This window comes from Collinsella aerofaciens (genome assembly GCF_019131995.1).
Taxonomy (GTDB): domain Bacteria; phylum Actinomycetota; class Coriobacteriia; order Coriobacteriales; family Coriobacteriaceae; genus Collinsella; species Collinsella aerofaciens_S.
Window position 1 is genome coordinate 76550 of the sequence record NZ_JAHONA010000004.1, and the last position, 22343, is coordinate 98892.

Sequence of the window (22343 nt, forward strand, 5' to 3'; positions counted from 1 at the left end):
GACGGAACATCCTATCGGGGAGCTAGGTATGGCGAAATACTCAGTTTTCGAGATAATTACAAGGTCAGACTAATACCAGATTGAACGGTTCGATATGGTCAGGTGATAGGCTCATGCTTGACTACAATTTGGAAAAGCGCGGCGAGGCATCGCTCTATGAGTATGTTTACCAGCAAATTCGAGATGATATCGTAGCTGGACGCATTGCGGCGGGGGAGCATCTTCCGTCTAAGCGCGCCTTTGCCAGTCATCTGGGAATCAGTGTCATTACCATCGAGAATGCATATAGCCAGTTACTTGCCGAGGGTTATATTTGCTCAAAGCCGCGGCGTGGCTACTACGCTTGTGAGCTTCCGGATGTACCGGTTTTGGCTTCGGCTGCGGAGGGCATCGACCGAGATGCCGTCTCTGCGGGCCCCGACGTGCATGATGTCAACGGACAGGTTGAGCGATTCGATGCGCTCTCTCCTTCCGCTTTGGAGGCGGCGCGGCTTTGGCAAAGCGCACTGCGGGCGACGCTGGCATCCGAAGACGAGCGCGAGATCTTTTCGCCCGCACCGGCACAGGGCACCGCTCGGCTACGACGCGCAATTGCTCACCATCTGCGCGGGACAAGGGGTATGAATGTCGATCCCGACAACATCGTTATCGGTGCGGGCGCTCAGCTGCTCGATACCATGCTGGTTCAGTTGCTTGGCGCGGACAAGGTGTATGCCGTTGAGGACCCGGGCTATTTGCGCCTGACGCGCATCTATCAGGCTATGGGCTGCAAAGTTCGACATATCCCGTTGGATGGTGAGGGCGTGGACTTGAGCGCTCTGCAGAAAGCCGGAGCCGATGTCCTTCACTTGATGCCGTCCCATCAGTATCCGACCGGCCTTGTGACGAGCATTGCGCGTCGCTATGCGCTGCTCAGCTGGGCCGCCGAGCGACCGGGTCGGTATCTCATCGAAGATGACTTTGATTGCGAGTTTCGCCTTGCCGGCAAGCCGATTCCCGCGCTTGCTTCGATTGATGCCGCTCAGTCGGTTATCTACACCAACACGTTTTCGAAGAGCCTGTCATCGGCGTTGCGTCTAGCGTACATGGTGCTGCCCGATGAGCTAATGGAGCGGTTTAGGCGCAACCTTGGCTTCTACGCCTCGTCGGTGGGCTCTGTTGACCAGGTTGCTTTGGCTCGCTTGCTGGAATCGGGTGATTACGAGCGGCATGTGAACCGTGTGCGCGTGCGCGCTCGCGAGGCGCGCGATGGTCTGACGGCGCTTGTGCGGAAGGCGTTTCCGGCAGGGGAGGTCTCGATCGAACATGCAGACGCGGGCCTTTACTGCACCGTGGTTGCGGAGCGCGAGGCGGGTGAAAACTCTTTTGCGCGAGCCCTCACGCGCTCGAGTATCCCTTTTGTCGATATCAGTGACTGTTATTGGTGTGCCAATGGCGTATATGTCCCTGAAAACTCAACTCAAATTCTTGTTCAGTATGACGATTTGAGTCCAAAAGTGCTTAATACCTTGGAATTGCAGCTCATGGGGGCACTCTGCAATCTAAGTGAGTAGACTTTTGGCACTTTGGCGACCAGGCAGTTTTGTAACAAGCTATCTACCTGCGGTTTTGAAAAGCAGGATGACCGGTCTGCTCGGGATGTTCAAAATAGTCTACTCACTTGCCGCGCAAAGCTTCCGTACGAGAGAAAAAATGGGGTTTTCAACAGGGCTTCGTCCAGTTCTTGGCAAGCTTTTGGCCAGTTGGGGAGGGCTGTTGAAAACTTAACAGTCCGTTCGGTGCCATTTTTGGTGCGTTCGCGCCACTGCGTGACTGACTGGGTTGAAATTCGTGTTTTCCTGTGCCTATGAAAGATCTACTTTGTGACATATCGGCTTTTAGGTATTGGCGTTTACCCCCTCAGGTCCGCGCTTTGTGTCCGCCGCTTCCACGGCCGGAAGAAGACCGGCAGCGATATGATCTCGCCCGTAACCCGACGGCTGCGGTTGTGCTCGGCTTTCCGTTGTATACATTGGTTCGGACGAGAAACAAACGGACTTGCCCTGCCAACATTAGGCAGCGGCTGTTTCTTGGTGAGCTCCCCAGGGAATCCGTGCTGGAAACGGAGCATGGATTTTTGATCATGTCTCCTCTGCTGACGGCATTCATCATGTCGCGGCATCTGACGGATCTTCAGCTTCTTTTGGTATTGGCGGAGATGTGTGGCTTGTTTGCGGTGTGCGCTCTGCCGGTGGCACTTGAGGCGGAGCTTACGCGTGCAATTGATTCGGGCGCGATTTCGACAACGTTCGGTTGGGTGCGCTGTCCGTCCGAGGACGGCACCGCCTCAAATTTATGGCGTCGAGACGCTTTGGTTTTGGGCAGAGACCTTGACCGTTTTTGTTCAGATGTTTGCGGGATGCGTTACGGCAATAGGTTTATGGCGGTATTGCAACTCGTTCCATTGGGTGCCGCGTCGCCTTTTGAGGTCGAGGCGTATTTGTTGCTTGGACTGCCGCGAGCCCTGGGAGGCGAGGGGTTTTGCGGCATAGAGCTCAATGTCGAAGTGACGCTAAGCACAAGTGCTCGAGCGATTGTGGGAAAGCCCCGTGTATATATAGACCTACTTCTTTCTTCGCCGGACGGCAGGCGACAGGTGGCCATTGAATGTCAGGGAAAGGCCTCGCACGGACGCGCAGGGGATGGCTTGCGTGACGCTGACCGCATGACGGCCCTTCAGGCCATGGGCTACGATGTACTTCTCCTGACACACAGACAGATATCCGATGAGGGTAGATTCCGTGCGATCGTTAAGGCCGTATGCAGGATGCTCGATGCTGAATATCGTGATAAAAGCTCAGATGAGCAAAGGGCTGAGACATTACTCCGGTCTGAACTATTCGTTGACTGGACAAAATTGGGAGTAATTGACGGAAAGATGCCCGTTAGACGCAAAACTGCTCGATTGTGGACGGCTGCGGTTCTAAGTGAGTAGACTTTTGGCGTGATGGCGACCAGGCCGTTTTGCAACAAGTCATTTACCTGCGGCTTTATAAAGCAATATGGATGGTGTGCTCGGCAAGTTTCAAAAAGTCTACTCACTTAGTTTTTGACGAGAAACCGATGCCGAAGATAGCTCTATTTCAGGGCGTTAACGAGTCCTCGAGACACAAAAAGGCCCGAACCAATACGGTCCGGGCCTTCTTCGAGCTAGAGGTTATGTCTCAGGCAGTTGGCTTAGCCAAAGTAGCGCTTGAGCAGGCCGGCGAAAGCCTTGCCGTGGCGAGCCTCGTCGCGGGCCATCTCGTGCACGGTGTCGTGGATAGCATCGAGACCGGCGGCCTTGGCGCGCTTGGCAAGATCGGTCTTGCCGGCGGTGGCGCCATTCTCGGCCTCAACGCGCATCTCGAGGTTCTTCTTGGTGGAATCGGTCACGACCTCGCCCAGGAGCTCGGCGAACTTGGCGGCATGCTCGGCCTCCTCGTGGGCAGCCTTCTCCCAGTACAGGCCGATCTCGGGATAACCCTCGCGATGAGCAACGCGAGCCATGGCCAGGTACATACCGACCTCGGAACACTCGCCCTCAAAGTTGGCGCGCAGATCGGCAACGATGTCCTCGGAGACGCCCTCCGTCTTGGCGACGCCCACGACGTGCTCGGCAGCCCACTCGAGCTGGCCCTCCTCCTGCTTCAGGAAGCGAGAACCGGGAACGCCGCACTGGGGGCACTTGAAGTCCTCGGGCAGCTGGTCGCCGTCGAACTCTTCCACATAACCGCAAACGGGGCAAACAAACTTCATGATTCGATCCTTTCGATCGATGGCGATTGTGCGCTCGTCCGGTCCCGTAAGGGCCCTCTCCGGACGTGCGTCTTGACGAGTTCTATTATCCATAAATGCAACCAAATGTGAAGCCTATTAGGAATGATTTTTAATAAAACAATTTCGAGATATGAAGATGTTGATTGATTAACGATTGGGAGGCCGTCTGCGATCTTTGCTGAGTACAATCGGTCGAGCAAATGTTGACCAATCAACAAATGAGGGAGTTTCCTTTATGCATTTAGCCCGTCGCGCCTGGTGCCGAACGTATCAAACGGTTTTTCGCATCGCATTGCCGGTGCTACCCTATACCGAGCCACGCATTCTAGAGCACGCTGAGGATGTGCCCACAGTGCTTCAAAAGCGTTCGATACAGCGGGCTCTTATCGTGACGGATCCCGGCATTGCCCGTCTGGGGCTCACGGCACCGCTCGAGACAGCGCTCGCGTCCAAGGGAATTGGCGTTGCGGTCTATGCCAAAACATCAGCGAACCCCACGGTTTCAAACGTGGAAGAAGCGGCGTCCCTGTATCGCGAGAATGACTGCCGGGCCATTATCGGCTTTGGCGGTGGCTCGGCCATGGACTGTGCCAAGGGCGTGGGAGCACGCATCGCGCAGCCAAACAAGCCCATCAACAAGATGCGCGGCCTGCTGCGGATTCATCGTCGCCTGCCGCTTCTCATCGCCGTTCCCACCACGGCAGGTACGGGAAGCGAGGTCACGCTTGCGGCAGTAATTACCGATGACGAAACACACTACAAGTATCCCATTAACGACTTTGTGCTTATCCCGCGCTTTGCGGTGCACGACCCCGAGTTTACGCGCGGCCTGCCCGCCTCCATTACGGGGCAGACGGGCATGGACGCCCTGACGCATGCCGTCGAGGCCTTTATCGGGCGAAGCACCACGCCCTACACGCGCAAGATGGCGCGTCAGACGGTACAGCTCATCTGCGAAAATTTGCTCGAGGTCTATGAGCATGGCGACGACATGCGTGCACGCCGCAATATGCTTTCGGCGGCGTATAAGGCGGGCGTTGCGTTTACCCGCTCCTATGTTGGATACGTTCATGCCATCGCGCACAGTCTGGGCGGCCGATACGGAATTCCGCACGGTTTGGCCAACGCTATCATCCTGCCGCACATGCTTCGCGCTTATGGTGACGCTGCCGCCCCCAAGCTTGCCGATCTTGCTCGCATGGCGGGTATTGCGCCGGCTACCGCGCAGGACAGTCTGGCGGCCGAGGCCTTTATCGATTGGATCGATTGCATGAACGAGATCCTGGGAATCCCCAAATATGTCTCGGGCATTCGCCGCTCCGACATTCCCGAGATGGCGGCGCATGCCGATGCCGAGGCCAATCCGCTGTACCCCGTTCCGCTTTTGATGGACCGCCTGGAGCTCGAGCATATGTACGAGGTCGTCGCGGGTGGTATGTTTGAGGACGAGAACTAGGAGGGTCCATGAACACCGAGGAAATTGCGCGCATCGTCGGCGATCAGCGCACCTACTTTAAGACGCACGCTACGTTTGATGTCGATGCTCGACGTCGCGCGCTCGCGAGTTTACGCGATGCGGTGCGGGCCCACGAGGCCGATATCGCCCATGCGCTCAAGACCGATTTGGGAAAGTCGCATGACGAGGCCTATATGTGCGAGATCGGCACGTCGCTTTCCGAGATTCGACATCAGATCGCTTACGTGGCTCGATGGAGTCGTCCGCGCCTGCGTCCGTGCGATCTCGCTAACGCCGTGAGCGTGTGCAAAACGCAAGCCGTGCCCTATGGCGTCACGCTCATCATGGCTCCGTGGAACTACCCGTTTTTGCTGACGCTCGAGCCGCTCGCCGGCGCCCTTGCCGCGGGCAATACCGTGGTCATCAAGCCGAGTGCCTATGCTCCGGCATCGAGCACGGTGCTCAAGCAAATCTGCGAAGAGGCGTTTGACCCCCGTTTGGTGACGGTTGTCGAGGGCGGACGTGCCGAGAACGAGGCGCTGCTCGATGAGTGCTGGGACAAGATCTTCTTTACCGGTAGCGTTCCGGTCGGCAAGCTCGTCATGGAGCGCGCGAGCAAAAACCTCACGCCTGTGACGCTTGAACTGGGTGGCAAGAGCCCCTGTATCGTGGATGCCTCCGCAAACTTGAAGGTGGCAGCACGCCGTATCGCCTTTGGTAAGTGGCTCAACGTGGGGCAGACCTGCGTGGCGCCCGACTACCTGCTGGTCGATGCGCGCGTGCACGACGAGCTGCTGGACCTTATCAAGGAGGAGGCCCGCCGTATGTTTGGCGAGCATCCGCTCGATAACGAGGACTACGGGCATATCGTCAACGCCAAGCATTTTGCGCGTGCGCGCGGGCTGATCGATCCCGATAAGGTCGTGCTTGGAGGTACCGCGCGCGAGACGTCGCTCAAGATCGAGCCGACGATTTTGGACGGCGTGACCCCCGATGACGCCGTGATGCAGGAGGAGATTTTCGGCCCCATCTTGCCGGTGCTGACGTTTGAGAGCCTAGACGAGGCCGAAGCGTTTATTACGGATCGTCCAACGCCGCTGGCCCTGTATATCTTTAGCCAGGACCGTACGGTTCAACAGCGCTTTGTGCGCTACGTGCCCTTTGGCGGCGGCTGCGTCAACGACACCATCATGCACTTGGCTACGAGCCATATGGGCTTTGGCGGCATGGGCGCGAGCGGTATGGGGCAGTACCATGGCCGCGAGAGCTTCGATACGTTTAGCCACAAGAAGAGCATCGTGAACAAGGCAACCTGGCTGGACGTGCCGTTTCGGTATGCGCCCTACGCAAGCTGGAAGCACAAATTCGTGCGCATGTTTGTGCATTAGAAAAGGGCGCAGGTAATACGAACAAGTGTTCCTATTACCTGCATTTTGCGTTAGACTACTGTTATGGAGCACGGATGGGCCAACTCCCTTTAGAAGGGATTTGGTATGAACGTAAGCGATGTTATTTCGTTATTGGCGTTGTTGATTGCGGCTATCGAACTCGGTCTGTTTATCGGCCGAATGAAATAGCCGCCCCCGCGTAAGCGAAGACGGCCACTTCTCACGATGAAAACGTGTATCGGAGTTGGCAAGACCCGCGGCAACGGGTGCCATCCGTGTTCCTATCTTATCTGCAAGCGTTCTGTCGCGCAAGCGTTGAGGCAAACGATTGAAGGACGCAGACAGGATGTATTTGTGTCCGCACGGGACCGTAGACTTCTCAATAAGGTTACACACCGGTTTATCCGGCTGTTAGAGGAGCTGCTATGTACGAGCCTTCACGTGTTCTTCTGTCATTTCACATTGCAGGATTTCAGTATGCCGATGGCGCCTTGGTCCTGGGCGATCTTAAAGCGGGCGATAAGCTGACGCTGTGTGCCGAGCGCGATAATCCCCATGACCCTGAGGCGGTTGCGATCTATTACGGCAACACCAAGCTTGGCTATGTTCCGGGAAACGAGGTCGGCCCGCTGTCCTTGATGATGTATTACGGCCACGAGGACGTATTTGAGGCCCGCGTGCAACAGGTTGCCCCCGAACGCAGCCCGTGGCATCAGGTGCGCGTTGGCCTCTATGTGGTGGATGCTCGCTAATCGGTAAGGGAAGCTGCCATGTTTGACGACGATGACCTGTTCGATTTGACGGATGATCCGTTTGAATGGGATATGCTACTCGATGACGATGAGTTGGAGCAGGGCCGTAGGAAACGGCAGGACAAGAAAACTCAGGGTGACGCTTCGAAAAAGCAAGACAAGCGCCGCCGCGGACTGTTCGGCGGGCTCTTTGGCTAACCGCCGCATCGCTGTGTCTGTATACTTAGCACCAGTTTGACGCGTTGCGAAATGAGGGCATAGACGATGATGTGGTTTACCGCCGACCTACACCTGGGCGATACGAATATCTTGCACGATATGGATCGACCGTTTGATTCGGTCGAGGAGATGAACCGCAGGGTCACCGATGCCATTAATGAGTGCGTGGCGGCGGACGACCGTCTCTATATCTTGGGAGACTTTACCTATCGTTTGCCCCTAGCGGACGCCGTGCACCTGCGCGAGCGTATCGAATGCAAGAATGTGACGCTCATCTGCGGTAACCATGACGGCGACTGGGAAGATCCCGACGCCCCGCAAATTTGGGAAGACGTGCGCGATTACCTGGAGGTTGCTCCCGGCTATGCCAAGGGCCATCGTCTGGTGATGAGCCATTACCCCATGCTCAGCTGGAATGGTAAGGCGCGTGGTGCCATCATGCTACACGGGCATATCCACAGCAGAGGAGACCGCACCAACGTGCGCAATCGCGACCGCGAACGTCCTATCTTTCGCTACGATGTCGGCCTCGACGCCAACGAGTACAAGCCCGTAAGCCGCGACCAGATTCTTAGCTTCTTTGGGCTATAGGGCGCCAGAACCACCACAATAGGGATAGGCACCTTTGCGGTGGTTCCGGCGCCGTTGCCATTATGGCGGCGGCGCCTTTTTTGTCCGTGCAGCGCGGTAGAGTGTAGGCGGTTGAAATTTGCGTTCATCGAGGAGCTGCTATGAATGAGATCAAGTGCCCGCATTGTGGCGAAGTCTTTAAGGTCGATGCGTCTGGCTATGCGGATATTGTCAAGCAAGTGCGCGATGCCGAGTTTTCGCGCGACCTGGATGAGCGTGTGAAGGCAGTCCAGCGCGAGGGCGAGCAGGCGCTGGAGCTTGAGCGCTCGCGTTTGACGGCTGCCTTGCAAAAGGCAGAGTCTCAGCGCAACGCTCAGCTTATCGAGCAGAAGAACGCTGCAGCTCAACAGCTGGCACAAGAGGTTGCCAAGCGCGATGCTGAGCTTGCCGAGCTGCGCGCCAAGCTCGAGGGCGCTGCCGCAGAGCGCGAGAGTGCAAGCCAGCGCGCGGCGGTTGAGGCCCGTGCCGACGCTCAAAAGGAAAACGCCGAGCTTCAGCGAGAAATCGACAATTTGCGTGCGCAGCTGGAGCGCAAAGATGACGAAGCTAAGCTCGTCGAGTCGGCGGCGCGCAACGCTGCTCAAAACGATTTAGCTGCACGCGACGCTCAGATTGCCGAGCTGCAGGCCAGGCTTGCCGCGGCGGACAAGGCCCAGGAGATGGCGCTTGCCGCTGCCGCGGCAGAGTCGCAGCGTGAGCTCGATGCCGCTCGCAGCGAGGCCGAGCGCGCGCTTGCTGACTATCGCGCGAAGGTGCAAGAGAAGTTTTCCGCCGCAAAGGCTCAGTCCGAGCAAGAGGCCGAGGGCCTGCGTGCCCAGCTGCGCGAGCAGGAACTGATGGCAAAAATGAACCTGTCAGAGGCGGTCGCCGCGGCGGAGCGAGAGCGCGATGAGGCGCGTGCCAAACTGACGAGCGAGCTGGCGGTGCGCGATTCTCGCGAGGAACAGGTCAAGGCGGCGCATGAGCTCGAGCTCGCGCAGGCCAAGCGCGCGAGCGATGACCTGATTCGCTACAAGGACGAAGAGATTGAGCGTCTTAAGGACATGAAGGTACGCCTGTCCACCAAGATGGTGGGCGAGTCGCTCGAGCAGCACTGCGAGACCGAGTTCAATCGCCTGCGCATGACGGCGTTTCCCAACGCGTACTTCGAGAAAGATAACGATGCGTCCGAGGGTACCAAGGGCGACTTTATCTTCCGCGAGTGCGACGCAAGCGGCAACGAGGTCATTTCGATTATGTTCGAGATGAAAAACGAGAACGACGAGACCGCGACCAAGCATAAAAACGAGGACTTCTTTAAGAAACTCGATCACGATCGTCGCCAGAAAGGCTGTGAGTACGCGGTGCTCTGCACGCTGCTCGAGCCCGAGAGCGAGCTTTACAACGCGGGAATCGTGGACGTGAGCTATCGCTACGAGAAGATGTACGTGATTCGCCCGCAGTTCTTTATTCCCATGATCACGCTTCTTCGCAACGCCGCCATGGGTTCGCTTCGCTATAAGCAGGAGCTGGCGGAGTACAAACAGCAGAATATCGACGTCACGAACTTCGAAGCCAAGATGGAGAAGTTCAAGAACGATTTCGGCCGCAACTACGAGATCGCGAGCCGCAAGTTCCAAACGGCAATCGATGAGATCGACAAGACGATTAGCCATCTGCAGAAAACCAAGGAGGCGTTGCTGTCCTCCGAGAACAATCTGCGCCTGGCCAACAAGAAGGCCGATGATCTTACCATTCGCAAGCTCACGTGGGGCAACAAGACCATGAAGGCCGCCTTTGACGAGGCGCGCGGGGCTGCGCCGGAGACAAATGATGAGCCAGCCGAGGCGGATTCGTATGAGGTCGAGGATACCGAGTAGGGGATAGCGTATCGCGCAAAAGCGGGGCCGCTGGCGATGTTGCCAGCGACCCCGCTTCGTTTCGTTCCATTGTGCCCGGCTAGCCCTCGAGCAGGTCCTCGATAAAGCCGACGCGGTAGTTTTTGAAGATGACCTCGCCGCCGTCTTGCGTGGCGTCCAGATCGACATCGCCCATGATGCCAAAATCGTGGTCGCCATCCTCGTCGGCAAAGATCTGGTGCACGTGCCATACGTGTGCGGTCTTCTCGTCGGACTCGTCAATGGAAAACATCGCGGCGCTGCGGGCATCTCCGTCGGTGAGGATTTCCTCGTGCTGCTCGTGGTAAGCGTCGAGTGCTTTTTGCCAGCGGATCTCGCTCATGCCCCAGTCGTCGTCGAGCTCGCCTAGGTCGCGAACGTGCTCGCGGGCGGCAAGGGTCACGCGGCGGAAGAGCGCGTTGCGCACCAATAGCGTGCAGCCGCGACGGTCCGCCACGACCTCGTCGATGCCCTGCGGCGGCGCGGCGTCGAGTGCAGCGGGGTTGCCGGCGTTCTCCCACTCGTCCACCAGGCTCGAGTCCACCGAACGCACCACAAAGCCCAGCCACGAGATGATGTCGCGCAGGCGCTCGTCGCGCTTCTCGATCGGTACGGTGCGATCGAGGGAACGGTAGGCCTCTGCCAGGTAGCGCAGCAAAATGCCCTCGGAGCGGGCGATGCCGAGCTTTTGAATGTAGCCCTTAAAATCGCTCGTGCTTTCCAGCATATCGCGCAGAACGCTCTTGGGAGAGAGCTGATAGTCGTTGGCCCAGGGCACTTCCTGGCAGTACTTGTCAAAAGCGGCGTCGAGCAAATCCTCGAGCGGCTTTTCGTACGTGACGTCTTGAATGCGCTCCAAGCGCTCCTCATATTCGACGCCGTCAGCCTTCATTTCTGCCATCGCGCGGTCGCGCGCGGCGCGCTCCTGTGCACGCAGCACCTGTTTGGGATCCTCGAGCGTTGCCTCGACCATCGAGATCAGATCCATGGTATAGGTCTCACTCTCGGGGTCGAGCAGCTCCAACGCGGCAAGCAAGAACGGCGAGAGCGGCTGATCGAGCGCGAAGTCCTCGGGCAGATCGACCGTCAGCGCATAGTCGATGTCCGGCGCGGCGTCAGTCGGGGCGTCGGGCGCGGGCGGCACCTCGGTGCGAACGACGACGCCGGAATCGATGAGCGTGGCGAAGATTTCGTCGGCGCGAACCTCGAGCTTAGCCTTTTCCTCGGGAGTCTGCAGGCTCGTCTCGATGAGGTCGTGTACGCGGGTTCGGGCATCGCCGCCCTGCTCGACCACGCTAATCACCATGGAGTGCGTGATGCGCAGGCGCGGCTTGAGCGTCTCGGGCTGCGTCTCGATCAGGCGCTCAAAGGTCTGCTTGTTCCAGGTGACAAAGCCCTCGGGGGCCTTTTTCTTTTTAATCTTACGGAGTTTTTTGGGGTCGTCGCCCGCTTTGGCCATAAGCTTGGCGTTTTCGATCTCGTGCTCCGGCGCCTCGGCAATTACCATACCCTCGGTGTCAAAGCCCGAGCGGCCGGCGCGACCGGCAATCTGGTGGAACTCGCGGGCGCGCAGACGACGCATCTTGTAACCGTCGAACTTGGTGAGCGCGGTGAGCACCACGGTGTGGATGGGCACGTTGATGCCGACGCCGAGCGTGTCGGTGCCGCAGATGACGGGCAGCAGGCCCTGCTGCGCCAGGCGCTCAACCAGTAGGCGATAGCGCGGCAGCATACCGGCGTGGTGCACGCCGACGCCGCAGCCGAGCAGGCGCTTGAGAATCTTGCCGAAGGCGGTGGAGAAACTCGTGCCTTTGGCAGCTTCCTTAATGGCCTCGCGCTGCTCCTTGCTAGCGATGCCAAAGTTGGCAAGCGACTGTGCCGTGGCAAGCGCGGCGTCCTGACTAAAGTGCACGATGTAGAGTGGGGCCTCTCCGCGGCGCATGGCGAGCTCGACGGTGCCCTCGAGGGAGGTCGTCACATAGTCGTAGCTCAGCGGAACAGGGCGCGGGGCGCCGACAACAAGGTCGCAAGCAGCGCCGGTGTGCTCCTCGAGCGAGGCGGCGATCGCGGTGACATCGCCGAGCGTGGCGCTCATGAGCATGAATTGCGTGTGAGGCAGGGCGAGCAGTGGCACCTGCCAGGCCCAACCGCGATCGGGGTCGGCAAAGTAGTGGAACTCGTCCATGGTGACGCAGCCAACATCGGCATCTTCGCCCTCGCGCAGTGCGTCGTTGGCAAGGATTTCTGCCGTGCAACAGATGACGGGCGCCTTGGTGTTGATGTGCGTGTCGCCGGTGATCATGCCGACGTTATCGCGGCCGAGCACCTGCACAAGGTCGAAAAACTTCTCACTGACCAGAGCCTTGATAGGAGCCGTGTAGTAGCAGCGCTTGCCCTGCGCCATGCCCATAAAGAGCATTCCCAGCGCGACGAGCGATTTACCCGATCCGGTCGGTGTTCCCAAAATGACATGGTCACCGGCGGCTAGATCCATGAGGGCCTCTTCCTGGTGGTCCCACAGCTCAATACCGCGATCGCTCGTCCATTCAAAGAAACGTTCGAAGGCCTGATCGGGCGTGAGCCACGGTTCGGGCTCACTGCCATCCTCGGGCTCCCACCAGGTGGGGGAGAGCGCGCCGAGCGAACCGAACTCGGCTTCGGTTCCCGTGCCGCCCGAGAATGAGCTGGCGGCTCCGGCGCCGGAAACGGTGCTGGCGGTGGTGTCTGTCGTGGTCTGTGCCATGTGGTTGCTTTCTCTCGCGTTTGTCCGCCAACTATTATGGCGTAGCGTCGCATCGATGCGTTCGCAGGCAAGAAAATGCAGGAAATGGGCGTTCTGCCCAGCCGTTTGGTGCAGTTGCCAGCTAAGTGAGTAGACTTTTTGCAATATCGCGAGCACATGGCTTTTGCGCAAGGGCTCTACCTGCGGTTTTAGTATTGGTTATGCGGGTTGTGCTTGGCTATTGCAAAAAAGTCTACTCACTTAGATTTGAGGGTCGTTTGTTGGCGCCTATTCGCGCTTGTTTGCCGACGTCGCGACCATCAGAAGCCCCTAGGATCCTGCGGTAGGCGCTTCTTGCCCTTGCGGGCACGGTTTCTAAAGTTCTCGACGGCCTCTTCCATGCCCAGAGGCACATAGGCGAGCTCATCGAGGTTATCGGGCAGGTAGCAGGCTAGGCTTTGCTCCTGCGCGCGCCCCGCCGCGAGCTGTTCATCGCTGGGCTGCGCTCCAGGTGTGGCGCAAATGCCATAGACGGCGGCGCCCATCTCGCGCGTGCGGCGCTCGTACTCGGTCTCGGGATGCTCGGGATGGTCGCGGCGGACGTTGTCGCTTACCCAAAGCGTGTCGTAGCCGGCCGCGGTAAACTGCCCTAGGGCGTAGTCGCGCAATGGCTTGCTGTCGGTGCGCAGCGTGACGGTGGCGCCGACTGCAAAGAGCGGGCGGTAGAGCATCAGATGGTCGACATGGACGAGTCGTTTTTTAGCGTACTTGGCCTTGGGCTGCGGCGTGGGAAAGTTAATGGTGATGGCATCGAGCTCGCCTGCGGCAAATAGCTGTGGCAGCGATGCCGCGCCTCGGGGCAGCACAAGCGCATTGGGCAGCTCCTGCTCGCAGATTTTCTGCGCGGCATAGGCGATGCAGATGGGCTCCTGGTCCATACCGATAAAGAGGGTGTTTGGCTCGTGGGCCGCGCGCTCTACAAGGTACGTTCCCTTGCCGCAGCCAAGATCCAGGTGAAGGTGTTCGAATGGCTTGCTGCCAACTGGCGCACAGGCTTCACGCCAATCTCCGGCATAGGCCTCGGGGTTCGTCTCAATCGCATCGGCGTAGCGCTCCAGGCGCTCCTCGAGCACAAAGTTCTTAGGCGTGCGAACGTGGACGGCTCCCATGAGGCTCCTTGGTCATAAATATGGAACGCATGGCTGCGCGTTCCGTCAATGGGTTGAAAAAAGGGTGGGCATAGTTTGCCCGAAAGACGCGGGGCAGCTCGGCGGCGAGTCGCCGGTGCTTACAGACGCTTGAGAATCACATAACGGTTGAGCTCGCCGCTGCGACCGTCGGCATGGAAGCGCTCAAGCTCGCGCACGGGGACCTCGCCGCTCTTGTAGAACGTACGGACGCCGCGCACCAGGTCGGTGATCTGCTGATCGTCAAAGTGATGGCAGTAGCGGTAGGCGTGGCGGTCGTTTTGCCAGCCAATGAGGTGGTCGCCGGCTTCAAACTGCGCGGAATCGTAACCCTCAAACGGCGGGGTGAGCTCGGCGCGGGCTTCGGCTCGAACGGCCTTGCGCGCCATGCGCTCGTCGTTCATAAACTCCCAAAAGCTGATGGCGATGATGCCGCCCGGGCGCGTTTGCCGCACCAGGGCGTCGAGCACGCGTACGCGGTACTCGCACGACGGCACGTGGTGCATAAAGCCAAAGCAGACCGAGATATCGGCGAGCGGGGCGTCGAAAAGCACGTCGGGCGTCTCGGCGGGGTTGAGCTTCATAAGGGCGTCAAGCACGTCGAGTTCCTGGAAGTGCAGGTTGGGAATGCGCAGGGCGTGACCGCGTGCATCGATGGCCAGGTCCTGGCACGAGTCGACACCATAGAACTCGAAGGGGCAGTTGGCATCTGCCGAGGGGCTCGCGCCGTCGACGCCCTTGGCAGCCAGCGTGCCGCCGGCGGCAAAGTTCTCAAAGCGCATATTGCCGCAGGCAAGATCGAAGACGCGGACGAGATGCTCGATCGTGGCGACGTCGAGCTGCCCGAGCGCGATATCCATGGTGCGCACCCAGCCGGGCCACGGGGCCTGGCGCGTATCGGAGAAGGAGGCGGAGTGCTCGCGATAGAACGTGTTGTTGAGCTGGATGAGCGATGAGGCGAAATCGCGGTTCACGGCGCGGAACTCCCTCCGTTGGCGGTGCGGAATAAACAGTACGACCATACTACCGTTAACGCTGCAACGGGGACAACCAAGCTACGGGTCATTGCTTTGTTTGGACACATTTCCGCAGCTCATATGCACCCGCAACCGCCGGTTGTCAAAAATCTCACTAGAATAGGTGGTATGCTTTTGGCGGTGGCGGATAGATTTTTAACTGTGCAAGGCGCCTTAAGAACAAAAACGGTCCGGCGGCACGGCTGGCATCACATAGGAGGAACCATGAATGTAGAAACTGCGCAGCGGCTCGCCGACCTTCGTCGCAGCAAGGGTTTTAGCCAAGAAGGGCTGGCGCGAAAACTGGGACTTTCGCGCCAGGCGGTCAGCAAATGGGAGCGTGCGGAGAGCTCGCCCGATACCGAGAACTTGATCTCGCTTGCTAAGCTCTATGGCGTGAGCCTGGACGAGCTGCTCAATCCGAGCGACGAGATCGAAGACGACATCGAGTTTGAGAACGAGGACCGCGCCCGTCAGCGCGAGGCCGAGGCGGCAGAGCGTGCTCGCACCCATGAGGCGGCGGCGCGCGCTACCGAGGCGGCAACGCAGGCGAGTAATGCTGCGGCCAAGGCGGCGCAAGCGGCAAGCTGGAGTGCGCAGGCCGCCAATGCCGCTACGGCGCAGGCGACGAGTGGCACCACGGTTGGCTCGACTCCGGTGAAGGGCCCGTTCCAGTCGTTCCCGTATTGGGCCGTGTGTTGGCTACTGTTCTTTTTGCTGATGTTCCTGTTTGGTGCCGGTCCCTTTGCCGCGCTGATCTTCTTTACAATCCCCATCTATCACTGGGCGGCGCGTGCGCTCGATGGCGATTGGGCGCGCGGGGATATCCAGGTTGGTCCGGCGCCGGCGGTCGCTAGGACTAAGGGGGAGGAAGTTTTCACAGCGGTTGACGCTGACATGGCTGCCGCGACCACCGCTGAGTCGAGTGCAAAAGAAGGTGATGAATGATGAAGCTCTCGCATGAGTCTAAGAGGCGCTTGGGCATTGGCATCGGAGCGTTTGTGCTCATCATCGGGCTTGTCTTTGGCACTTCGCGGACTTTGATTCATTTTGATGGACCGTGGGATCTCAACGATGTTGTATCCGGCTTGTCTGGTATGGACGATGCGTTTGACGAGGACGATTCCTTGAATAGCGGTAACTATTCCGCTCGGCCTCAACAGCTTTCGAGCGAAACGTTTGATGCCGACGCGTTCACATCGCTTGACTTGGACGTGACGTCGGGCACGGTCGAGGTCAAACACGTCTCCGGCGGGCCAGTGCGCGTGATTGAAAGCGGTCGCGTGGCAACGGGGACCGTTGCCTTCGATGCGGCAACCCAGAACCTGGCCGAAATCAAGGGCTCTACGCTCAAGATTCGCCAGTTCGATTGCGATGACGAGCGCGCCATTGACCGCACGGTTACCGTCGAACTGCCGCGCAAAGTTGCCGATAACATGGTGGGCATTACAGCGAATGTAGGATCGGGTGATCTGACGGTCGCGGGCATTGCGTGTCATGACCTCAACCTGACTCTGGACTCGGGAGACGTTGAGTTTACGGGCACCGTGACCGATACCCTGAATGCCGAGGTCGGTTCGGGCGATGTGACGTTCGAGCTTTACCCGGCCCCCACGAAGTCGATGGACGTGAGTGTGGGCTCGGGCGATGTGGAGATGACGGTTCCGAACTCGACGGGCTTTAAGGCGAGCCTCACCTTGGGCAGCGGCGACTTCGAGAGCGATTTCCTTCCGCTTGGCTACGACGGCGAGACCATTTTGAATCTTGAATTCGATAACGGTGACAAGTCTGCCACGTATCGTTTTGAGGTCGGTTCGGGCGACATGTCGTTTGATTCGGAGTATTGAGGCAGACGAAAGCCTAGGCGAAGATATAGACGCGCTGTTTGATGAAGGCGCCGAAGCCGAGATCGGCTCCGGCGCCTTTGCCTTTACAATGGGGGCATGGAACAGATTATTTTGAACATACTCGAGGCCCTGCATCGCGGTGAGACCGTGGACGACAAGGCACTCGTCAAACTGATACATGCCGAGGCGCGCCGCGAGGGCGCCGACAAGCGCGACCTGGCCAAGCGTCGCCTGCTGCCGTTTTACCAGCGGGTGAAGCGCGAGGAACCGGCGCGTTGGGCTGGGTGGAATGTCGATGCCGAGCTGGAGCGTCAGCTGCTGCAGGTACTACGCATGAAGCCGCGCCGCACAGCTTCGGGCGTGGCGACGATTACTGTCATCACCAAGCCATGGCCGTGCTCGGGCGATTGCCTGTTTTGCCCTAACGACCTTCGCATGCCTAAAAGCTACCTGCATGCCGAGCCAGCGTGCGCCCGTGCGGAGCAAAACTGCTTCGATCCATATCTGCAGGTGAGCGCTCGCCTGACGGCGCTTTCACAGATGGGTCATGCGACCGACAAAAATGAGCTTATCGTTCTCGGTGGCACGTGGAGTGACTATCCGCAGGAGTATCAGACATGGTTTATGTCAGAGCTTTTCCGTGCGCTCAATGACGATGCCGTCGCCGGCGTGGCTGCCAACCCCATGTTGGCGCGTCCGGGCATCAGCCGTGCCGAGGCAGGGCGTCTACTCGATGACGCTCCTGCCGATGCCTTGCCGCCGGTGGTAACAGAACGCCGTGAGCGCTATCGGGCTGCCGGTATTGCGACCGACGAGGCCGAGCTTGCGAGCGGTGTTGCCGACGAGCAGGGGCGTGTGGATGCTGCCGTGGGTGGCTATAACCGCGCGGTGCGTCGTCTGTACGGTCCCGGTACGCCGTGGGGCGAGGTCGCCGAGTGGCAGACGACCACGATGGAGGAGCTTGAACGTCAGCAGCGCATCAACGAGACGGCGAAGCATCGCGTGGTGGGGCTCGTTATCGAGACGCGCCCCGATGCCGTGACGCCACAGGCGCTCACGCTCATTCGTCGCCTGGGCTGCACCAAGATTCAGATGGGCATCCAAAGCCTTGACCAGCACCTGCTCGATATCAACGAGCGTCGCATTTCGGTGGCGCAGATCGAGCGGGCGTTTTCGCTTGCACGTCTGTTTGGCTTTAAGATCCACGCGCATTTTATGCTCAACTTGCTGGGCGCCACACCCGAGGGGGACAAGCGCGACTACGAGCACTTTATGACTGAGGGGGCCTTTATGCCCGACGAGGTCAAGGTCTACCCGTGTGCGCTCATCGAGGGCTCGCGTCTGGTGGGCTGCTACGAGCGCGGCGAGTGGCGCCCCTATACCGAGGAAGAACTGCTCGATGTGTTAGCCGACGACATCGTGGTGACGCCGGCGTTCTGCCGTATCAGTCGCATGATCCGCGATTTTAGTTCCGATGACATCATGGTGGGCAACAAGAAGCCCAACCTGCGTCAGCTCGTTGAGAACCGCCTGGCTGCTCGGGGTGACGGTGCGACGGTGCGCGAGATTCGCTATCGCGAGATCAGCACGGCGGGTACCGACTTGGATGAGCTATCTCTTGATGAGGATGTGGCGTACGAGACGCCTGTGACGAACGAGCGCTTTTTGCAGTGGGTGACGCCGCAGGGCAAGATTGCGGGCTTTTTGCGGCTGTCGCTTCCCGATCGCGCTTTTGTTGCCGCGCATGCGGATGAGTTGCCGACCAGGCCGGAGGAAGCGATGATTCGCGAGGTGCACGTCTATGGTATGGCGGCACGTGTGGGCGATCAGGGCCAGGCGGCTCAGCATCACGGTCTGGGGCGGTCGCTGGTGGAGCGTGCGTGCCATATTGCTCGTGACGCGGGGTATACGCACATCAACGTGATCAGCGCGATTGGCACGCGCGAGTACTATCGCCATCTTGGATTTTATGACCATGGCCTCTATCTGCAAAAGGAGCTCTAGATGAACAAGCCGAGTGTTTCTGCCGGCGTCGTTGCCGGCGTTGCTCTGGGAGCCGCGGCGCTTGGTGCGGCCGCCGTCGCTGTTCGTGCTGCCTGTCTGCAGGTTGCGCGAACCCGTAATGGGTTGGCGCGTGTGAAACGCGTGCACGATGAGAGCGGCGATGAGATTCGCGTGCTGGTGCAGGGCGGCGTCTACCAAAGCGCGAGTTACGTTGGCGAGCGTTGGGCTGAGCCCGTCTTTGCGTACTATCGTGCGTTTGACGACGTGTTTGAGGCCGAGGGTGCAATGCACGACGCTTATGGTCACGGCATCGACCGTATGCTCATGCTGGGTGGCGGCGGGTTTGCCTATCCCAAGTTTGCGCTGATGTCGCACGAGGGCTTGCGCATGGGCGTTATCGAGTATGACGGAGAGATTACGCGCCTGGCGCGCCGTTGGTTCTATCTGGACGAGCTGGAGCGCACGGTGGGCGACCGCTTGCGGGTGATTACTGCTGAGGCTCGCTCGTATCTGGGTGTGACGAGTGTGGGTCATCGTCGCTACGACGTGGTCGTGAGCGATTGCTTTGGCGGTGCCGAGCCCGTACGCGAGCTGGCGACCGTTGAGGCGTTGCGTCTAGTGCGGGGCAGCCTGAATGCCGGCGGCATCTACGTGGCCAATATCGTGAGCGCAAGCGAGGGGAGCGATGTGACGTTCCTGCGCGATTGCGCTGCCACGGCACTCGAGGTATTCGCCCACGCCTGGGTGGTCCCATGTGGCGATGCGGAGTTCGGCGGCGAGGAAAACTACCTGCTCATCGCCAGCGACGGCAACTACGCCTTTGCCGAAGCCGTGCCCTTCGACACCGACTTCCTCGGCACCGTCCTTCACGACAAATAAGTCTCCTCGTCCCAAAAAGACTGGTCTTAGGCGTGGTCGCGCCAGCCGAGAACGCGCTGCTTCATGCCTTCGATGTCGAGCACGCCTTCGGCAAAGCCCTTGCGCACGAGCTCTTCGGGAACAAACTCGTCGTAGCGGTCAAAGTAAGGCACCTCGCCGGGATAGACGAGGTCGATGGGGTCGAAGTCTTTCTCGGCTTCGGCGGCGAGCACTTCAAAGAACGTCTCCTCGTCGGCCTTCATCTTAAACTGCATAAAGTACGGGCGTGACGGGTCGAGTCCGCGAAGGCCCAACTCAGCGGCGCATTTAATCTTGAGCATGCGCTCGAGCGCCAAAAAGGCGTAGCTGCCCAACCAGGGGAAGAGCACCCAGGTGTCGCCACCCAGGTTGATGAGCGGCTTAGTTCCCGCGCCCGAAATCTCGGCCGTATGGCGAGCCTGCGCCAGACGGGCCCGCGCGTTACCCATCAGGTACGGATACGCCGCGTGCTCGTTGAGCGCCTTGCGCATACGCTCGAGTACGTGTGTATTGATGTCGCCGGGGCAGTCGCCAAAGTAGGCCGGCACCCGGCCCTTGACCTGCGTGGCAAAGACGGTGTGACGCTTCCAGTCCACTTCCTCGACAATCCAGCAGTGTCCGGCGATGGCAATGCGCTCACCGGGCGGGGGCGGGTTGACAATCGTGCCCAGCTCGGCCGATTCGCTGCGAACGGTGAACTCCTCGTTTTCCTGGAACACGGCGTAGAACTTAAAGTTGTTGATGATGCGCTCGCCCGCGAGACCCACGATGAGCCCGCCGCCCTCGGTGACTTGGATATGGTCGATCTTAATGAGGTGACGCAGCAACACGCGATAGTCATCGGCCGAGATGCGATGGAAATAGCTGAGTGTGAGCACGCGCTGGGCAAGCTCTGCCGGCGTGAGTTCGCCGGTGCTGGCAAGCGTCGACATAGTCTGGTGGTAGAGCAGGCTGTAGGGGAGTCGATCGAGCTCGGGCGGCTCGACCCACTTTTCCTCGCGATAGAGTTGTACGAGCGCGATGCCCTGCAGGAGCTTCCACGGAATGGTCTCGGGCATCATCGTGCGCGGCTCGGGTTCTTCCTCGCGCATGACAAACCACATCTCGGGCGGAAGGTCGCGACGGCCTGTGCGCCCCATGCGCTGCAAAAAGGAGCTGACGGTAAACGGCGCGTCAATCTGGAACGCGCGCTCCAGGCGACCGATATCAATGCCGAGCTCCAGCGTGGAGGTGGTGACGGTCGTCTGCGCCTGCTCTTCGTCGCGCATGAGCTCCTCGGCCGTCTCGCGCAGCGATGCCGAAAGGTTGCCGTGGTGGATGAGAAAGCGGTCTGGCTCGTGCCGGCTCTCGCAGTAGCTGCGCAACATGGAGCACACGGCCTCTGCCTCCTCGCGCGAGTTGGCAAAGACCAGGCACTTGCGGCCGCGGGTATGCTCAAAGATGTAGCCCATGCCGGGGTCGGCGTTGTCGGGTGCGGTGTCGGTGGGGTTGAGCAGTGCCTGTTCGGTTGCCTGCGGGATGTCGACTTCGCCCTCGGGGGCTGAGGAAGTGCGACGGTCCTTGGAAGCGGCCTTGCCCCGTGCCCGCTCACGACGTTGACGGCGCTCCTCTTGTGTGAGTTGTCCGCTGTGACGCATGTCTTGGGCGCCGGCGGGCAGTGCCGCGGATGCCGCCTCGATGCGCTCGCATGCGAGCACTTCGGCTTTCTGCGGACCTGTGCCCATGAATCCCCGCTGCTGTGCCTGGGGGCCCGAGTTGTAGAAGTGCTCCATGGAGATGCGCCACACGCGACGCGGTTCTTCAAAGCGGGGGATAACGCAGTCGCGCCCCGTTCCCTGTGAGAGAAAAGCGCCCGTGCGCTCGGGGTCGCCGATGGTGGCCGAAAGGCCAATGCGTCGAGGCTGCACGCCTGCCATGCGCGAGAGGCGCTCGATAAGGCAGAGCGTCTGACCGCCGCGGTCGCCGCGCATGAGCGAATGGACCTCGTCGATGACCACGTAGCGCAGGTCGCAGAACATGCGCGGGATCGCCATGTGCTTATGGATTAAGAGCGCCTCGAGTGACTCGGGCGTAATCTGCAAGATGCCGCTCGGTTTTTTTATGAGCTTAGCCTTGTGCGACTGCGAGACATCGCCATGCCAGTGCCAGACAGGGATATCGGCCTCTTCGCAGAGGTCGTTGAGACGGACGAACTGATCATTGATGAGCGCTTTGAGGGGGCCGATGTAGAGGGCGCCTACGCTCGCGGGCGGGTTCTCCCAAAACTCGGTCAGGATGGGAAAGAAGGCTGCCTCGGTTTTGCCGGAAGCCGTGGATGCCGTCAGGAGCACATTATCTTGCGTGTTAAAGATGGCGTCTGCCGCTGCAACCTGGATAGAGCGCAGACACTCCCAATCGTGGGAGTAGATGAAGTCTTGGATAAACGGAGCATATCGGTCAAAGGCGTTCACGGGGCCTCCTCTCAAATACGAATCTCTTAACGCGGTGAGCAGTGGCTCGCTACATTACTGTCTCGACGTTTGCCCAGATAAAACCTGCCAAAATAAACCT

General features: G+C 59.5%; 17 protein-coding genes. 12 read left to right on the forward strand and 5 right to left on the reverse strand.

Annotated elements, in window-relative coordinates:
- Positions 1 to 113: 113 nt before the first annotated feature.
- Complete coding sequence (pdxR, locus tag KSY82_RS02320) at positions 114 to 1553, forward strand: MocR-like pyridoxine biosynthesis transcription factor PdxR (protein ID WP_217750119.1); 1440 nt, start codon at positions 114 to 116, stop codon at positions 1551 to 1553.
- Between the two features lie 539 nt (positions 1554 to 2092).
- On the forward strand, positions 2093 to 2974 hold the full coding sequence (locus KSY82_RS02325; protein ID WP_217752364.1) for a hypothetical protein: 882 nt from the start codon (positions 2093 to 2095) through the stop codon (positions 2972 to 2974).
- 242 nt (positions 2975 to 3216) lie between these two features.
- Here KSY82_RS02325 and KSY82_RS02330 read toward each other — a convergent pair whose 3' ends face one another.
- Positions 3217 to 3777 (reverse strand): ferritin family protein, encoded by a 561-nt coding sequence (locus KSY82_RS02330; protein ID WP_254881671.1) that lies wholly within the window; start codon positions 3775 to 3777, stop codon positions 3217 to 3219.
- A gap of 256 nt (positions 3778 to 4033) precedes the next feature.
- On the opposite strand from KSY82_RS02330, the gene KSY82_RS02335 reads away from it, so the two are divergent.
- The 6 genes from KSY82_RS02335 (at position 4034) to KSY82_RS02360 (ending at position 10102) form a co-directional block, all read left to right on the forward strand.
- Positions 4034 to 5254 carry an iron-containing alcohol dehydrogenase gene (locus KSY82_RS02335; RefSeq protein WP_217750117.1) on the forward strand — a complete coding sequence of 407 codons (1221 nt, stop codon included), beginning with the start codon at positions 4034 to 4036 and terminating at the stop codon, positions 5252 to 5254.
- A gap of 8 nt (positions 5255 to 5262) precedes the next feature.
- Positions 5263 to 6642 (forward strand): aldehyde dehydrogenase, encoded by a 1380-nt coding sequence (locus KSY82_RS02340; RefSeq protein WP_195364019.1) that lies wholly within the window; start codon positions 5263 to 5265, stop codon positions 6640 to 6642.
- 425 nt (positions 6643 to 7067) lie between these two features.
- Complete coding sequence (locus KSY82_RS02345; protein ID WP_117655201.1) at positions 7068 to 7394, forward strand: HIRAN domain-containing protein; 327 nt, start codon at positions 7068 to 7070, stop codon at positions 7392 to 7394.
- Between the two features lie 18 nt (positions 7395 to 7412).
- Positions 7413 to 7592 carry a hypothetical protein gene (locus tag KSY82_RS02350; protein ID WP_195364020.1) on the forward strand — a complete coding sequence of 60 codons (180 nt, stop codon included), beginning with the start codon at positions 7413 to 7415 and terminating at the stop codon, positions 7590 to 7592.
- Between the two features lie 66 nt (positions 7593 to 7658).
- A complete protein-coding gene (locus tag KSY82_RS02355) occupies positions 7659 to 8204 on the forward strand; it encodes a metallophosphoesterase (protein WP_217750116.1) in 546 nt (181 codons plus the stop codon).
- A 140-nt stretch (positions 8205 to 8344) separates the two neighbouring features.
- Positions 8345 to 10102, forward strand: coding sequence for a DUF2130 domain-containing protein (locus tag KSY82_RS02360; protein WP_195364022.1), 1758 nt, complete (start codon positions 8345 to 8347; stop codon positions 10100 to 10102).
- Between the two features lie 79 nt (positions 10103 to 10181).
- Here KSY82_RS02360 and KSY82_RS02365 read toward each other — a convergent pair whose 3' ends face one another.
- From KSY82_RS02365 to KSY82_RS02375, 3 genes are all read right to left on the reverse strand, one after another.
- Entirely contained in the window at positions 10182 to 12863 is a 2682-nt protein-coding gene (locus KSY82_RS02365) for a DEAD/DEAH box helicase (RefSeq protein ID WP_217750115.1), read from the reverse strand.
- A 299-nt stretch (positions 12864 to 13162) separates the two neighbouring features.
- Positions 13163 to 14011 (reverse strand): tRNA (guanine(46)-N(7))-methyltransferase TrmB, encoded by an 849-nt coding sequence (trmB, locus tag KSY82_RS02370; protein WP_217750114.1) that lies wholly within the window; start codon positions 14009 to 14011, stop codon positions 13163 to 13165.
- Between the two features lie 119 nt (positions 14012 to 14130).
- Entirely contained in the window at positions 14131 to 15003 is an 873-nt protein-coding gene (locus KSY82_RS02375; RefSeq protein WP_217750113.1) for a class I SAM-dependent methyltransferase, read from the reverse strand.
- Positions 15004 to 15270: 267 nt separating this feature from the next.
- Between KSY82_RS02375 and KSY82_RS02380 the strand changes: the two genes are divergently transcribed.
- The 4 genes from KSY82_RS02380 (at position 15271) to KSY82_RS02395 (ending at position 19775) form a co-directional block, all read left to right on the forward strand.
- The gene (locus KSY82_RS02380) at positions 15271 to 15993 is read left to right on the forward strand and encodes a helix-turn-helix domain-containing protein (RefSeq protein WP_217750112.1); all 723 of its coding nucleotides are present in this window, start codon (positions 15271 to 15273) and stop codon (positions 15991 to 15993) included.
- Positions 15993 to 16892, forward strand: coding sequence for a DUF4097 family beta strand repeat-containing protein (locus KSY82_RS02385; RefSeq protein WP_217752365.1), 900 nt, complete (start codon positions 15993 to 15995; stop codon positions 16890 to 16892). The genes KSY82_RS02380 and KSY82_RS02385 overlap by 1 nt, the downstream gene beginning before the upstream one ends.
- Before the next feature lie 96 nt (positions 16893 to 16988).
- Positions 16989 to 18896 (forward strand): elongator complex protein 3, encoded by a 1908-nt coding sequence (locus KSY82_RS02390; protein WP_217750110.1) that lies wholly within the window; start codon positions 16989 to 16991, stop codon positions 18894 to 18896.
- Positions 18897 to 19775, forward strand: a complete 879-nt coding sequence (locus tag KSY82_RS02395; protein ID WP_217750109.1) for a spermidine synthase — start codon at positions 18897 to 18899, stop codon at positions 19773 to 19775. It begins immediately after the preceding gene.
- A 26-nt stretch (positions 19776 to 19801) separates the two neighbouring features.
- Here the strand turns inward: KSY82_RS02395 and KSY82_RS02400 are convergent, their stop codons facing one another.
- Positions 19802 to 22243, reverse strand: coding sequence for a DEAD/DEAH box helicase (locus KSY82_RS02400; protein ID WP_217750108.1), 2442 nt, complete (start codon positions 22241 to 22243; stop codon positions 19802 to 19804).
- Between the last annotated feature and the right edge of the window lie 100 nt (positions 22244 to 22343).

Excerpts from the sequence above, each read along its gene's own strand:
- trmB (WP_217750114.1), bottom strand. The coding sequence starts at position 14,011 with ATGGGAGCCGTCCACGTTCGCACGCCTAAGAACTTTGTGCTCGAGGAG.
- KSY82_RS02395 (WP_217750109.1), top strand. The coding sequence starts at position 18,897 with ATGAACAAGCCGAGTGTTTCTGCCGGCGTCGTTGCCGGCGTTGCTCTG.
- KSY82_RS02350 (WP_195364020.1), top strand. The coding sequence starts at position 7,413 with ATGTTTGACGACGATGACCTGTTCGATTTGACGGATGATCCGTTTGAA.
- KSY82_RS02345 (WP_117655201.1), top strand. The coding sequence starts at position 7,068 with ATGTACGAGCCTTCACGTGTTCTTCTGTCATTTCACATTGCAGGATTT.
- KSY82_RS02390 (WP_217750110.1), top strand. The coding sequence starts at position 16,989 with ATGGAACAGATTATTTTGAACATACTCGAGGCCCTGCATCGCGGTGAG.
- pdxR (WP_217750119.1), top strand. The coding sequence starts at position 114 with ATGCTTGACTACAATTTGGAAAAGCGCGGCGAGGCATCGCTCTATGAG.
- KSY82_RS02335 (WP_217750117.1), top strand. The coding sequence starts at position 4,034 with ATGCATTTAGCCCGTCGCGCCTGGTGCCGAACGTATCAAACGGTTTTT.
- KSY82_RS02330 (WP_254881671.1), bottom strand. The coding sequence starts at position 3,777 with ATGAAGTTTGTTTGCCCCGTTTGCGGTTATGTGGAAGAGTTCGACGGC.
- KSY82_RS02380 (WP_217750112.1), top strand. The coding sequence starts at position 15,271 with ATGAATGTAGAAACTGCGCAGCGGCTCGCCGACCTTCGTCGCAGCAAG.
- KSY82_RS02365 (WP_217750115.1), bottom strand. The coding sequence starts at position 12,863 with ATGGCACAGACCACGACAGACACCACCGCCAGCACCGTTTCCGGCGCC.
- KSY82_RS02360 (WP_195364022.1), top strand. The coding sequence starts at position 8,345 with ATGAATGAGATCAAGTGCCCGCATTGTGGCGAAGTCTTTAAGGTCGAT.
- KSY82_RS02340 (WP_195364019.1), top strand. The coding sequence starts at position 5,263 with ATGAACACCGAGGAAATTGCGCGCATCGTCGGCGATCAGCGCACCTAC.
- KSY82_RS02385 (WP_217752365.1), top strand. The coding sequence starts at position 15,993 with ATGAAGCTCTCGCATGAGTCTAAGAGGCGCTTGGGCATTGGCATCGGA.
- KSY82_RS02355 (WP_217750116.1), top strand. The coding sequence starts at position 7,659 with ATGATGTGGTTTACCGCCGACCTACACCTGGGCGATACGAATATCTTG.